At 43.5% G+C, this 14504-nt stretch carries 16 protein-coding genes; all 16 read left to right on the top strand.

The features are described 5' to 3' along the window. Positions 1 to 18: 18 nt before the first annotated feature. The 16 genes from BQ9856_RS03810 (at position 19) to BQ9856_RS03740 (ending at position 14245) form a co-directional block, all read left to right on the top strand. Entirely contained in the window at positions 19 to 1251 is a 1233-nt protein-coding gene (locus BQ9856_RS03810; protein WP_077609781.1) for an N-acetylmuramoyl-L-alanine amidase family protein, read from the top strand. A 24-nt stretch (positions 1252 to 1275) separates the two neighbouring features. Beyond that, positions 1276 to 2301: an N-acetylmuramoyl-L-alanine amidase family protein gene (locus tag BQ9856_RS03805; RefSeq protein ID WP_077609780.1), complete on the top strand. Its 1026-nt coding sequence runs from the start codon at positions 1276 to 1278 to the stop codon at positions 2299 to 2301. Between the two features lie 298 nt (positions 2302 to 2599). After that, positions 2600 to 3034, top strand: coding sequence for a MarR family winged helix-turn-helix transcriptional regulator (locus BQ9856_RS03800; RefSeq protein ID WP_159441939.1), 435 nt, complete (start codon positions 2600 to 2602; stop codon positions 3032 to 3034). 8 nt (positions 3035 to 3042) lie between these two features. After that, positions 3043 to 4431: an MATE family efflux transporter gene (locus BQ9856_RS03795; RefSeq protein WP_077609778.1), complete on the top strand. Its 1389-nt coding sequence runs from the start codon at positions 3043 to 3045 to the stop codon at positions 4429 to 4431. 161 nt (positions 4432 to 4592) lie between these two features. Next, positions 4593 to 5498 carry an energy-coupling factor transporter ATPase gene (locus tag BQ9856_RS03790; RefSeq protein WP_077609777.1) on the top strand — a complete coding sequence of 302 codons (906 nt, stop codon included), beginning with the start codon at positions 4593 to 4595 and terminating at the stop codon, positions 5496 to 5498. After that, a complete protein-coding gene (locus BQ9856_RS03785) occupies positions 5488 to 6336 on the top strand; it encodes an energy-coupling factor transporter ATPase (protein ID WP_077610029.1) in 849 nt (282 codons plus the stop codon). The genes BQ9856_RS03790 and BQ9856_RS03785 overlap by 11 nt, the downstream gene beginning before the upstream one ends. A 13-nt stretch (positions 6337 to 6349) precedes the next feature. Beyond that, the gene (locus tag BQ9856_RS03780; RefSeq protein ID WP_077609776.1) at positions 6350 to 7150 is read left to right on the top strand and encodes an energy-coupling factor transporter transmembrane component T family protein; all 801 of its coding nucleotides are present in this window, start codon (positions 6350 to 6352) and stop codon (positions 7148 to 7150) included. Positions 7151 to 7175: 25 nt separating this feature from the next. Next, a complete protein-coding gene (truA, locus tag BQ9856_RS03775; RefSeq protein WP_077609775.1) occupies positions 7176 to 8201 on the top strand; it encodes a tRNA pseudouridine(38-40) synthase TruA in 1026 nt (341 codons plus the stop codon). A 258-nt stretch (positions 8202 to 8459) separates the two neighbouring features. After that, positions 8460 to 8894, top strand: a complete 435-nt coding sequence (gene rplM / locus BQ9856_RS03770) for a 50S ribosomal protein L13 (RefSeq protein WP_077609774.1) — start codon at positions 8460 to 8462, stop codon at positions 8892 to 8894. A 28-nt stretch (positions 8895 to 8922) separates the two neighbouring features. Continuing rightward, entirely contained in the window at positions 8923 to 9315 is a 393-nt protein-coding gene (rpsI, locus tag BQ9856_RS03765) for a 30S ribosomal protein S9 (RefSeq protein WP_077609773.1), read from the top strand. A gap of 174 nt (positions 9316 to 9489) precedes the next feature. After that, the gene (locus BQ9856_RS03760; protein ID WP_077609772.1) at positions 9490 to 10002 is read left to right on the top strand and encodes a YkgJ family cysteine cluster protein; all 513 of its coding nucleotides are present in this window, start codon (positions 9490 to 9492) and stop codon (positions 10000 to 10002) included. A gap of 7 nt (positions 10003 to 10009) precedes the next feature. Then, the gene (locus BQ9856_RS24470; RefSeq protein WP_159441938.1) at positions 10010 to 10150 is read left to right on the top strand and encodes a hypothetical protein; all 141 of its coding nucleotides are present in this window, start codon (positions 10010 to 10012) and stop codon (positions 10148 to 10150) included. A 14-nt stretch (positions 10151 to 10164) separates the two neighbouring features. Beyond that, positions 10165 to 11175, top strand: coding sequence for a DUF7309 domain-containing protein (locus BQ9856_RS03755; protein ID WP_077609771.1), 1011 nt, complete (start codon positions 10165 to 10167; stop codon positions 11173 to 11175). 150 nt (positions 11176 to 11325) lie between these two features. Further along, the gene (locus BQ9856_RS03750) at positions 11326 to 11946 is read left to right on the top strand and encodes a peptidase C39 (RefSeq protein ID WP_077609770.1); all 621 of its coding nucleotides are present in this window, start codon (positions 11326 to 11328) and stop codon (positions 11944 to 11946) included. A gap of 233 nt (positions 11947 to 12179) precedes the next feature. Next, positions 12180 to 13337, top strand: coding sequence for a trans-sulfuration enzyme family protein (locus BQ9856_RS03745; RefSeq protein ID WP_077609769.1), 1158 nt, complete (start codon positions 12180 to 12182; stop codon positions 13335 to 13337). Further along, positions 13334 to 14245 carry a PLP-dependent cysteine synthase family protein gene (locus BQ9856_RS03740; RefSeq protein WP_077609768.1) on the top strand — a complete coding sequence of 304 codons (912 nt, stop codon included), beginning with the start codon at positions 13334 to 13336 and terminating at the stop codon, positions 14243 to 14245. The genes BQ9856_RS03745 and BQ9856_RS03740 overlap by 4 nt, the downstream gene beginning before the upstream one ends. Positions 14246 to 14504 lie beyond the last annotated feature (259 nt).

Raw genomic sequence — 14504 nt, 5'->3', positions numbered from 1 at the left:
GAACGGGAGGTATTATTTATGAAGCATTTTAAGAGGTTGGTGGCTTTGACCTCTGTGGTAAGCATGCTGGGACTTAGTATCCCATTTGAGGCATTAGCAGCCTCTGCAAAGACAATTTCATCGGTTACCCTGTACGTGGGGCTGGAAGAGATTGAATCAGGGGATACCCTGCCGTCAGAGACTTCCTTCAAGACCACAGAAGGAACCGGTAATTATGTTTATACGAATAACAACAGATACGAAGTGACGGATCTGGACTGGATCACATCAGACAGTAAGGAAATGAAGATTGGTTCCGAACCAAAGATGAAGGCAACCCTAAGGGCGACTGATTCCGATGAATATGCTTTTAAGGGCGGATATCAGTCCAGTAACGTTTCCATTAAGGGAGGAACCTATGTATCTTCCAACAGGTCAGGAACGGATACGCTGTATGTTACCTTTACGTTTAAGCCTGTAAAAGGTACTTATGATTCTCCTGAGGATGCCACCTGGAGGGATTCGGGATATGGCAACGCCAGATGGAGTTCTGTGGATAACAGTTCCGGTGCCTATGATGTTTACCTATATCGTGGAAGCAGCGTAGTGAAGAAGGTAGAAGGGCTTAAGGCTACCTCTTATAATTTCTATCCTTATATGACAAAGGCAGGTACCTATACCTTTAAGGTGCGCACGGTTTCTTATAGCGATAGCGAGCAGAAGTATGGCAAAAACAGTGACTGGACGGAGTCCGATGAGGTGTATCTGCCGGAGGAGAAAGTCTCGGATGGAAGCGGGCAGGATAACGGGACTCCCGGATCCAACGGAGAAGTCGGCTGGATCAGAGACGGGAACGCCTGGCATTACCGCTATCCGGATGGGTCCTATCAGAAAAACAACTGGGCGAAGATCAATAATAAGTGGTATTTATTTGATGCCAACGGAACCATGGTAAACGGCTGGCAGCAGAAAAACAATATATGGTATTATCTTAACAACGATGGAGACATGGTGACCGGCTGGAACAAAACAAATAATAAGTGGTATTATTTAAATCCTTCTACTACCAGTGGGGTGGAAGGAGCCATGATGACCGGATGGATCAACCATAATAATAAATGGTATTATGCCGATTCCACCGGTGCTATGCAGGAAGGCTGGAAACAGGTAGACGGTAACTGGTATTATTTCTATCCGGGAGATTGTTCCAAAGCAGTAAGCACCACGATCAGTGGATTCCCGGTAGATGCCAATGGTATATGGCATAAGTAATAACAGGAAAGGAAGTGGAAGTGGATGATATGGATGAAGGGGAAGGGAAAGTGGCTGATTCTTTTTTGTGCAGTCATGACTCTGGGAACCGGGATGACAGCTTCGGCTTCGGGAAGCTTAAAGATCCGCCTGGATAATGGGAGTAAGAGCAGTTGGACGGAAGGAATCCAGGTTCCTGCTGTCACGGTTAATTATTCTGAGGAAAGTCCGGAGTGGAGCAAGAAGGACGTGGATGACTGGGTGCCCGGGAAGAAGATAACCGGTACCATCCGTGTTTCCGGTACTTACTCCAGAACAGACTGTACCATATACGGAGGCGGCCTTGTTTCTGTAAAAGCGGAAGACGGAGAGACTGTTATAAAGGTTTCTTACACCCCGGTGGCAAAGCTGGAATCCCCGGAAAAGGCAGGCTGGAGTGATGCGGCAAAAACAAAGGCCTCATGGAAAAAGGTTCCCTTTGCTTCCAGATATCAGGTGGTGCTGTACAGGGAAGGCGGTATCTGGATTAAGAGCCTGACCACCTCATCTACTTCTGTGGATCTTTTACAGTACATGGATGGAGGCTATAAATATTACTATACCGTAAAAGCCATTTTGAAAGATTCTTCAGAGGAAGATTACTTAGAAGAGGGTGAAGAAACCACTTCGGATGATTCCGTATTACAGGAGTTAGGGGAAACCGCCGGTACCTGGGCGGAATACCAGAATGGGAAAAAGTACCGGGGTGAGGATGGCAACTACGTTACAGGCGGCTGGTGGATGATCAGTGGAAAATGGTACTATTTTAACAATGATGGATATGCAGCTACCGGCTGGCAGTTTTTAAACGGTAAGTGGTATTACATGGGCGCCGATGCCCAGATGACAACCGGCTGGCAGCGGGTAAACGGAAAGTGGTATTATCTGAATTCGGATGGTGATATGGCGACGGGCTGGATACAGCCTCAGCCGGGAAAATGGTATTACCTCTACAGTGACGGAAGCATGGCGGAGAATACGAAAGTTAGCGGTATTTACCAGATTGACAGCTCCGGGCTTTGGGTACAGTAATAGGAAATGGATGGTACAGATGGTTGCATCTGTACCATTTTTTTGTTTTCTTGCTGCTATTATTGCTTGACCGAAAGCCTTAAAATCATATTTCTCGACTTCACACTTCATCATATCTCAACCTATAGCATCTTACGGTTCACCTCACTTTTAAAATATGAGTATACATATCATTGTTCTGATAGAAATAGAGCATGTTGTGAATGGTAACATTTTGTAACTTCTCCCAAAGTTCTATTGACAATTTCAAATAGTTAAGCCATAATAATTATTATATCTTAAATAAATGGAGGAAGCTATGGAATTACGCAAAGCATTAGACTCGTTTTATTACAGTACAGCTTTATGTGATTTAAGGCTGATGAACCAGCAATTTGTCGATAAAAATATCACTTATAACAGCTTGCTGTATCTTGAATTGATTTTTTCCATGAACGGTAAGTGTACTGCATCCAAAATTGCAGAATTACTCTATATTTCGAAGCCTGCCGTTACGCTGAAAATCAATGAACTGATTAAACAGGGGCTTGTCACAAAAACGGTAGACTCAAACGATCACAGGCAAAATCTTTTATCTGTTAATGAGAATGCTATTCCTAAATATAAGGTCTATCGTCAGCAGGACGATTTGGCAATTAGAAAGATAACAGATCGTTACTCCGGGCAGGATATTCAAAAGTTCTGCGAAATGCTGAATATTCTTTCTGACATTAATTTTGAGAAAATTAATTGAGGCGAAATATGCAAAAAACAAATAATACATTTCTGGAAGGTCCTATTTTACCTTCATTGCTGCGCTTTGCAATGCCTGTTTTATTGGCTTTATTTTTGCAGGCACTCTATGGCGCGGTTGATTTATGGGCAGTCGGCAGATTTTGTGGTTCCGCTGATGTTTCGGCTGTGGCAACAGGCAGTCAGACCATGCTTATTGTTACAGGTGCCATAACAGGGCTTTCCATGGGAGCTACAATCCTGCTTGGGCAGAGATTTGGAGAAAAGGATTATAAGAGTGCAGCCAATGTAATTGGAACAAGCATATGGATTTTTGCTGGGCTGGGTATTATCCTTACGATTGTAATGGTGATTGCGGCACCCATGATTACTATTCTAATGCACGCCCCAGCTGAGGCCTTGGATAAAACGGTCCATTATATTAGAATTTGTGGTGCAGGAATTCTTTTTATCGTAGGCTATAATGCAATGAGCAGTATTTTCCGTGGAATGGGGAACTCTAAAGCTCCGCTGCTGTTCGTTACGATAGCCTGCATCGTCAATGTTATTGGAGATATTGTACTCATTCGTATATTTGATATGGGAACTGCCGGAGTTGCCCTTGCCACAGTTTCAGCACAGGCTGTCAGCGTGGTACTTTCTCTTGTACTGGTAAAAAGAGAGGGCTTACCGTTTCCCTTTACAAAAGAAAATATGCGTTTTGACAAAGGAACTGCAAAAAGGTTAGTAAAGCTCGGTTCACCGATTGCGCTTCAAGATATGTGTAATGAAATGTCCTATCTGATTTTAATTGGACTTGTAAATACCTTAGGCGTAATTACTTCTGCTGGAGTGGGGATTGCCGAAAGGCTCGTCATGTTTATCCTACTGATACCTATGTCTTATATGTCTTCAATTTCGGCTTTTGCGGCACAGAATGCCGGTGCCGGACAGAAAGAACGGGCAAAGAAATCTATGTGGCTTGGAATGCTGACAGCGGTTCTTTTGGGAGGTATCATGTCATATCTATCATTTTACCATGGAGATATGCTATCCTCCATTTTTATAAAAGAGCCTGTAGTTATAAAGGCTTCTTCCGAGTTTTTAAAGGCAACCGCGATTGAATGCTTTATCCTGTCTATTGCATATTGCTTTACTGGATATTACAATGGACTTGGAAAAACCTCTTTTGTTATGGCACAGGGATTGTGCGCTATCTTTCTTGTCAGAATACCTTACGCTTATTTTGCAAGCAGGAAGCCGGATCCATCTTTGTTTCAAATAGGAATGTCTGCGGCAGTAGCAGCCGCATTTACACTTCTGGCTTGTGCTTTCTATTATGTTCGTGAAAATGTAAAAGATAAACACGAAATTATTTTGAACAAGGAGAAGCTAAATAATGAAGGATTACCAAAATAATTCCGAATGGATACGCTAATCAATATAAAACAATTGAATATGTAAGTACATTTGAAGGCTGGATAAATTTCAAAAGATTCGTATCGATGCTTGACTGTTATGGAATATTCATCTAAAATTATGTGACATATGAATGTATGATAATCAGAGAAAGGTCTGCTATGGGAATAATAAAAACGTCAAAGCTGATATTTGATTATATCAGAAGAGATGAGGAAGAAAAGATTGAAGAAGTAAGGCGTGCCATTGACGGGGTTAGTGTGGAAATTGAGACAGGGCAGTTTGTAGCCGTCCTGGGGCACAATGGTTCCGGAAAGTCTACCTTCGCGAAACAGCTGGATGCGATTCTGCTTCCAACGGAGGGAACGGTATGGATACAGGATCTGGATACCTCCAGAGAAGAGAATTTATGGGAAGTGCGTAAAAGGACGGGGATGGTCTTCCAGAACCCGGACAATCAGATCATCGGCAATATCGTGGAAGAAGATGTAGGATTCGGTCCCGAAAATCTGGGAGTTCCTACGGAGGAGATATGGAAAAGGGTGGACGAGAGTCTGGAAGGAGTCGGCATGGCAGCGTACCGGCTAAAGTCCCCCAATAAGCTTTCCGGGGGACAGAAGCAGAGGGTTGCCATTGCCGGTGTCATGGCGATGCGGCCTCAGTGCATTGTTTTAGATGAACCTACGGCCATGCTGGACCCGAATGGGCGGAAAGAGGTTGTGAAGACCGTGCGGGAATTAAACCGGAAGGAAGGCATTACCGTGATTCTTATCACTCACTATATGGAAGAAGTCATAGATGCGGACCGGGTCATTGTTATGGACGCCGGTAAAGTGGTCATGGATGGCACCCCGAAGGAAGTCTTTTCGAAGGTGGAAGAGCTTAAGTCATACCGCCTTGATGTTCCCCAGGTGACTGAGCTGGCTTATGAACTGCAAAAGAACGGTGTAGACTTGCCGGATGGGATACTGACATTGGAAGAGTTGATGGAGAATCTGCTTCCAAAGTTCGCAGAACGTTTTCCTGGTAAAGTGACTCTGGGAGATGGAGTAAATGATGGCAATTAAAGTAGAGCATTTGAATTATATTTACGGACAGGGAACAGCCTTTGAGCAGCATGCGTTAAAGGATGTGAACCTGGAAATTGAAGACGGCGAATTTGTGGGACTTATCGGCCATACAGGTTCCGGAAAATCGACACTGATCCAGCATTTAAACGGATTGCTGAAGGCGACTGGCGGCTCCATCTATTACAAAGGAAAGAATATTTATGAGGAAGGATACGATATGCGGGCATTAAGAAGCCATGTGGGCCTTGTATTTCAGTATCCGGAGCATCAGCTCTTTGAGATCGATGTATTTACGGATGTATGCTTTGGACCTAAGAACCAGGGGCTTTCAAGGGAAGAGGTTGAAAGCAGGGCCAAAGAGGCTCTTGCCATGGTAGGGCTGGATGAGAGTTTTTATAAGCAGTCTCCGTTTGAGCTCTCCGGGGGCCAGAAGCGCCGGGTTGCCATTGCAGGCGTTCTGGCTATGAAGCCGGATGTCCTGATCCTGGACGAACCCACTGCAGGCTTAGACCCTAAGGGACGGGACGAGATTTTGGATCAGATCGAACAGCTGCACAGGGAAAGGAACATGACCATCATTCTGGTTTCCCACAGCATGGAAGACATTGCCCGTTATGTGGACCGGATCCTGGTCATGAAACAGGGGGAAAAGGTGTTTGATGACACGCCAAAGGAAGTGTTCAAGCATTATAAGGAATTGGAAGCCATCGGCCTGGCAGCGCCCCGTATTACTTATGTTATCCATACGCTGCGGGAGCATGGCGTTCCCATTGATAATAATATTACAACAATAGAGGAAGCCAGAGACGAGATTTTACGGCTTCTGGGGAAATAGGTCGGGAGAAATTATGCTGAAAGATATTACTTTGGGACAGTACTATCCTGTGGACTCAATTTTACACAGGCTGGATCCGCGGACGAAACTGTTTGGGACTATGGTTTTCATCATATCCCTTTTTATTGCAAACGATATATGGGCGTATTTGATAGCTACCCTTTTCTTAGGTTTGGCGATCCGGCTAAGCCATGTTCCTTTTAAGTTCATGGTTCGTGGGTTGAAGGCCATCGTTTTTCTGCTATTGATCAGCGTCAGCTTTAATCTGTTCCTGACTCCGGGAGAAGCGGTTTTCCGGCTTGGATTTTTGAAAATGACGAAAGAGGGCGTTAAAATGGCGGGATTTATGGGAGTCAGGCTCATTTATCTGGTCGTTGGTTCCTCTATTATGACCCTCACCACGACTCCGAACCAGCTGACCGATGGCCTGGAAAAGAGCCTTGGCTTTTTAAACAAGGTGGGAGTACCGGTTCATGAGGTATCCATGATGATGTCCATTGCTCTGCGGTTTATACCGATTCTTGTGGAGGAAACCGATAAGATCATGAAGGCCCAGATGGCGAGGGGAGCTGATTTTGAAACCGGAAACCTGATCCGGAAGGCAAAGAACATGATTCCCCTTCTGGTTCCATTATTTATTTCCGCGTTCCGCCGCGCCACGGATCTGGCTATGGCTATGGAGGCCAGATGCTACCGGGGCGGGGAAGGAAGAACAAAAATGAAGCCTCTCCGGTATGAAAGACGGGACCGGCTCACCTATCTGGTATTTCTGGGTTATCTGACTGCCATCGCAGGGCTTCGCCTGATGGGATAGCGTATCCCATGAAAAAGGAGGATATATGAAACGGGTTAAAATGATTGTGGCCTATGACGGTACCAATTACTGCGGATGGCAGATTCAGAAAAACGGAATCACCATCGAGGAGGTTCTCAATAAAACTCTGACCGGTTTATTGAGGGAGCCGATAACAGTAACCGGGGCCAGCAGGACCGATTCCGGGGTTCACTCTGAGGGAAATGTGGCGGTCTTTGATACAGAGAACCGGATGCCCGCTGATAAGATATGCTTTGCCCTGAATCAGAGACTGCCGGAGGATATCCGGATTCTGCAATCCGGAGAAGTGGCTCCGGATTATCATCCGAGAAAGCAAAACTGTGTTAAAACCTATGAATATAAAATTATGAACCGGAAAATTGAAGTGCCTACCATGCGGCTTTACAGCCATTTCTGTTATTTTCCTTTGAATGTGGAAAGGATGCGGGAGGGGGCGGCATATCTTGTAGGGGAACATGACTTTAAAAGCTTCTGTACGGCCCGTGGACAGGCGGAAGAAACGGTGCGGACCATTTATAGCCTGGACATCGAAAAGAGCGGGGATTTGATTATAATCCGCATTAAAGGAAGCGGTTTTTTATATAACATGGTGCGGATTATTGCAGGGACCCTGATGAAGGTGGGGATGGGGGTGTACCCCCCGGCGCATGTGGAAGAAATTCTGGATGCCAGGGACCGGAAGGCAGCAGGGCCAAAGGCGGCGGCCAAGGGGCTTACATTGATAAGCCTTGATTATGAAACCGAGCTTCCGGAACGGATTCAAGGGGAAAATAAGGAATGGAACTATACCCTCTTTCAGGATAAGATTGTTTCTGAGGGAAAAGCGTATCTCAAGATTCACCGGTGCCGGGAAGAAGATTTCGAAAGGCTGCTTATCCGGGTGGTCCATCAGGCGGTGCGCAACGGTGCTCAGATTGTTTATGTAAGGGATGAAGAAAAGACCGGGCGTATCATACCCGGGAAGTCTTATGGATTTTATACCTTTCAGGCCGATGATGGGAGCCAGGGGTGGTATGCGGTGCAAAAATAGGCTGGGAAACCTTTCTTTTATGGGAAAAAGAGGTTGACACACCCGGAAGAATGTAATATAATGTATAACTGTGACGTTAGACGAAAATGTTCAGCCAAAGCCCCGGAGTGAGCATTTTGTAATACAACTTATGAGAAGCTGTTTTTTGACTTTTCATAAAAGGTGCCGCTTTTTCTGGCATCGTCCATCCGATTATGAAAACTTGTTTTCATAATATAGTTATGCTTAATAACACCATAATTTACAGGAGGTTGTCCAATGAAGACTTTTATGGCTAGTCCAGCAACAATTGAAAGAAAATGGTACGTAGTTGACGCTACAGGATATACATTAGGACGCTTGGCTTCAGAAGTAGCTAAAGTATTAAGAGGTAAGAACAAACCGATTTACACACCACATATGGATTGCGGCGATTATGTAATCGTTGTAAATGCAGATAAGGTTTCCGTAACCGGTAAAAAATTAGATCAGAAGATTTACTACAGCCATTCTGAATATGTTGGCGGTATGAAGGAAACAACTTTAAGAGAAATGATGGCGAAAAAGCCTGAGAAAGTAATCGAATTAGCGGTTAAGGGTATGCTTCCAAAGGGACCTTTAGGAAGAAGCATGATAACGAAACTTCACGTATATGCTGGTGCGGAACATGACCATGCTGCTCAGAAACCAGAAGTTTTAGAGTTCAAATTTTAATCAGAGGCGCTGAAAGGAGGAAGTTATCATGGCTAATGCAAAATTTTACGGAACAGGTAGAAGAAAAAAATCTATCGCTAGAGTATATTTAGTACCGGGTACAGGTAAGATCACCATCAATAAGAGAGATATTGACCAGTATTTAGGTCTTGAGACATTAAAGGTTGTTGTCCGTCAGCCACTGGTTGCTACGGAGACTGTTGATAAGTTTGACGTTTTAGTTAACGTTCATGGCGGTGGATTCACCGGACAGGCCGGTGCGATCAGACACGGTATCTCAAGAGCTTTGCTTCAGGCAGATGCGGAATACCGTCCGATTCTTAAGAAGGCTGGTTTCTTAACAAGAGATCCGAGAATGAAAGAAAGAAAGAAGTACGGCTTAAAGTCAGCTCGTCGTGCTCCACAGTTCTCAAAGAGATAATTCTCAGCACACCGTATTACAATTCAAATCGATTCAGGACCTCTCAGGACGTTTGTTCTGGGAGGTTTTTTGGTATATTTTTTCAGCTGGCTGTGGTAAAATAGTATTGTATAGAAATTGTGTTACGATATAAGTGTTTAAAAATACGTAGTTGAGCACATATAGGAGAAAAGAATGATAAAGCCAGAAGAAGTAGAAGAATATGCAAAAAAGAAAGAAAATCAAAATCTACGATTTCGTGCTTTTTTAAAGAATCATGCAGATGAAACAAAACTGGATGAGCAATTTGCAGAATTACATAAAGAGATTTTTGAGTCATATGACTGTTCCCAGTGCCGTAGATGCTGTAAGGAGTATCATGGTTCTATTCCAGAGGCAGATATTGCCCGGGATGCGAAAATTCTGAATATATCAAAAGATGAATTCGTAGAAAAATACTTGAAACTAGATGATTTAGAAATTCAGTACATCACAAAGCATAAGCCTTGTGATTTTTTACAGGAAGACGGTTCCTGTTTATTAGGGGATTACAGGCCGGAAAATTGCAAAGAGTATCCATATACAAATAAGCCGGAACGATTGTGGAGTTTGTTATCAATGGTGGAGGCTTTATGGATCTGCCCGGTTTCATGTGAGATATGGGAAAGGCTCAAAAAACAATATGGATTTAAGACGAAAAAAAGATAAACGGGAGATGGAGAAAACAATAGAATCAGACAATACTTTTGCGTTTATCGCCGGATATACAGAAGGAGGATTTCCATATGGACTGACATGGGAAGAACTTGGTAATAGTGAAACAGAAGAGCGTGAAGAAATTCTGCCGTTTAGATGAAAGGATAGTGAAATATGAGGAAGGACGCAACAATGAATGAATGGAAGAAACTGTATGAACTGGCAACAAGAATCAAAGAGTTAGAGCCATGGGAGAATTTCTGGGATGTGGATATTATTGGAATCCAGGAAGGTGAAGAGGAAGATACAGTATTTATTAGTACACTTGGCAGAGGCGGGGACTGTTATGGACTTTCTATATATGAAGGGTATGAGGGTTTGAATGATTTTTTAATGTTGACAATGCAGGAGAGGCTGAACATTTCTGTTGAATATGCTATGTTCAGTCAGAATAATCTTTCCTGTTATTGGGGAAACAGGGAAGAATTATCAGAAAAGCAACGTTCAATTATTAAAGAACTGGGGTATAGGTATCGGGGGAAGAATCAGTGGTTATATTTTATGTCCTATCAATCGGGTTACTATCCATATAACTTCGACCAGGAAGAAGTGCAAAGAATGATTCGATATCTGACATATCTGAAAGACGCATTGGAATATTATTCTCATGATAATCTTACAATTGATTTTGAACATGGGAATATGTATCTCTTTTCTTATGATCTGAATACCAGGCGATGGGCTGGCTGCGAACGAGAACTTCCGTTTACAATGTACCAATACCAGAATCTTGTTCTGACAGATGAAAAATTGATGCAGGAACTTTGTAAAGTGAAGAAAAGCAAGTTTGTGTTAGAAGCGGATATTGCTTACTTGGGAGTATCCGTTGATGATAAAAAATATGGCCGGCCAGCTAACCCCCGGTTATGCCTTCTGGGAGATTCATTAAACGGCATGATATTGAAGGCTGATATGATAGAACCAGATGATGACGCAAATGTGAATCTTGCAAAGGAAATTATTGGTTTTATTTTTACATATGGCGCACCGAAGGAAATACGAGTCAGTAATGTGCTCGTTGAAGCAACGCTTAAACAGATTTGTAAATTATGTGGGATTAAGCTTAGAAGAATAAAAAGCTTGTCTGTATTTGCAGAATTACTGAACGGAATGAGACGATATTAGTAGTAATTGGAATGATATAAATAATGCTTATAAGAAATAATACAGGTGTAAGCTGTTAAGAAAAATGTGATGAAGAGCCTTAATGTGGATTGGAGTCATGGAGGTAAGTAATCCGGTAAAAATGCTATTGGATAAGGAAGTGAATACAACATGAAGAACCCGCTGAATTATCAAATTACGGAATATGACTGCGGCCCGACTACATTGCTAAATGCAATGAGTTATTTGTTCCGACGGGAGCAGATTCCGCCCGATATTATAAAACATATTATGCTTTTTTGTCTTGACTCCTATAATGCGAAGGGGGAGTTTGGAAAAAATGGGACCTCACGAATGGCTATGATGTTTTTAAGCAACTGGCTCAACCAATTTGGCAAGATGAAAAAGTTTCCTGTCCATAGTGAGTACCTGACCGGGGAAGAGGTGTATATCGGGGAAAACAGCAAGGTTATGTATGCATTGCAGCAGGACGGGGTTGTGGCGGTTCGCGTTATGTATGGCTGCTGGCATTATGTACTGCTGACAGGAGCCGGTCATCAGCGCGTTTACATGTTTGATCCTTATTTCAGAAAAAAGCCTTTTAAGCAAAAAGAACTGGAGCTGATTACAGACATGCCTTACAGCATGAACCGGTGCGTACCCTGGGAAATGCTTAACAACACGGGAAAAGGCCCTTATGCCCTTGGACCCGGGGAAACAAGAGAGGCGATCATAATTTATAACACAGAGACACAGAAAAAGCCGGCGGATACAATCGAATACTTTATCTGATGCATGATTGCCTGCAGATTTATTAAAAAAAAGAGAGTACCGCCAATTACCCCAATTGCAGTTATAGAACAGAAATGCTGTTCCATAACTGCAATTTTTGTTCTATTATTAATTGACAGGCGGAATACTAATACATATAATACATATAAATTTACTATGTAATGAACGGGCGAAATGCCGGAAGGAGAGTAAGGCAGTCTAGATTATCATTTCCAAAAAGGAGGCTTATTATTTTGAAAAACTATGAGTATATCGAATCCGCTTTGATTCATGGCGGCATTTATGGGGATGAACGCACAGGTGCGGTGAATACTCCGGTGTACCAGACATCAACCTATAAGCAGGATGGATTGGGAAAACACAGAGGATATGAATATTCCCGAACGGGTAATCCGACAAGAGAGGCGATGGAATCACTGATCGCCGAATTGGAAGGCGGAGTCTCAGGCTTTGCTTTTGCTTCCGGTATGGCGGCGGTCACTGCGGTACTCAGCCTTTTTGAAAACGGTGACAGGGTCGTTCTGTCAAGCAACGTCTACGGCGGTACCTTCCGGGTCCTGGATAAGGTATTCAAAAAATTCGGATTCCGGTATACGATCGCCGATACGACAGACTTATCCGCACTCTCAGAAGCTCTTACACCGGATGTAAAAGCGGTCCTGATTGAGAGTCCGGCAAATCCGCTTTTGACGATAACGGACATTCGGGCTGTGGCTGAGCTTGCAAAAAGCAGAGGGGTATTGCTTATTGTGGACAATACCTTTATGACACCTTATATCCAACGCCCATTGGAGCTTGGTGCGGACATTGTGATTCATTCGGCCACAAAGTATCTCGGAGGCCATAGCGACATCATTGCCGGCCTTGTTGTGGTGAAGACAAAGGAGCTTGCAGAAAAGCTCCATTTTATACAGAATGCAACGGGGGGAGTGCTTCAGCCATTCGATACTTTTCTTCTGATCCGAAGCATAAAAACTCTGGGGGTCAGAATGGACCGGCATGTGGAAAACGCTCTGGAGCTTGCAGAACTGCTTCAAAAGCACGAAGCGGTCAAGACCGTGTATTATCCCGGGCTTCCGGATTCGCAGGGATATGATATCAACAGGAAGCAGGCAAAAAATGGCGGAGCAATGATTTCATTTGAACTGAAAGAAGGATATGACATCAACCGGTTTTTTGAAGGGCTCAGACTCATTGCACTGGCCGAAAGTCTGGGGGGCGTAGAGTCTCTTGTATGCCATCCGGCCAGTATGACGCACGCTTCCATTCCGAAGGAGATTCGTGAAAAAGTCGGCATTACGGATGGTCTTATCCGTCTTTCCGTGGGCATTGAAAATGAGAAAGACCTTGCCAGAGATTTGCGGACGGCAATCGGGGAGGCAAAGCTATGAGCCTGTATAACTCAATGAAAGAACTGATTGGCAATACCCCCATTGTCAGACTGAATCATTCAGGCTTCCCGGACGGGTTACAGGTTTATGCAAAGCTTGAGCTTTATAATCCTTCCGGAAGTGTAAAGGACAGGATCGGAAAATATATGATCGAGGATGCCAGGAAACAGGGAATCTTAAAGCCCGGATATACGATCATTGAAGCCACCGCAGGAAACACAGGGCTTGGAATTGCATTTGCGGCGCTCAATCAAGGATATAAGCTGATTTTCATTGTTCCGGAAAAATTTTCTCAGGAGAAGCAGATCCTGTTAAAAGCATTAGGAGCAGAAATTGTAAATACGCCGCTGGATGAAGGCATGCTTGGAGCAGCAAGAAAAGCGGAGGAGCTCCGTGCTGAAATTCCGGATTCCGTAACACTTGAGCAGTTTAAAAATATGGCAAATCCCCTTGCCCACTATGAGACCACCGGCCCTGAAATATATTGTGACTTGAAGGGAAACATTGATTATGTGGTTGCAGGTGCTGGAAGCGGAGGCACATTTTCAGGTATTGTGAAATACTTAAAAGAGCAGAATCCTGATATCAAAGGGATTCTGGCCGATCCCATCGGCTCCACGATGGGAGGCGGCGAACACTCGAATTACGACATTGAAGGGATCGGCAATGATTTTATCGCTGATACAATGGATATGTCTCTCGTTGATAAGGTGATTAAAATAAGTGATCCGGAAGCTTATGAAGAGGTAAAAAACATTGCGAAATATGAAGGGATTTTTGCAGGGTCATCATCCGGAGCAGCACTGGCGGTTGCTAAGAAACTGGCGGAAACGGTTTCTTCCGGCAGCATCGTTGTTATCTTTCCGGACAGGGGAGACCGTTATTTCAGCAAGCACATTTTTGATTGATATTTTAAACTTTATAATAAGATGGCAGAAAAGCTTATGATTCTGCCATCTTTTTTTATATGAAATGCAAAGCGGTAAGGCAAATGTTAAAACTCGACAATGAACGGAATGAATGGGAGACGGAAAAACATGATATTTGCCGTTTATGGTATAGTAAGAATTCAGAAAAGGTATTATAATGTTAATCGTAATACAACAGCTGAAATCATATCAACTACAAGGTTATACAGAAAATCAAAGCATACATGCGGGAGGTATT

It is taken from the genome of Clostridium sp. Marseille-P2415, from assembly GCF_900155545.1.
Taxonomy (GTDB): Bacteria; Bacillota; Clostridia; order Lachnospirales; family Lachnospiraceae; genus Lacrimispora.
This window is presented reverse-complemented; position numbering and strand designations above follow the sequence as displayed.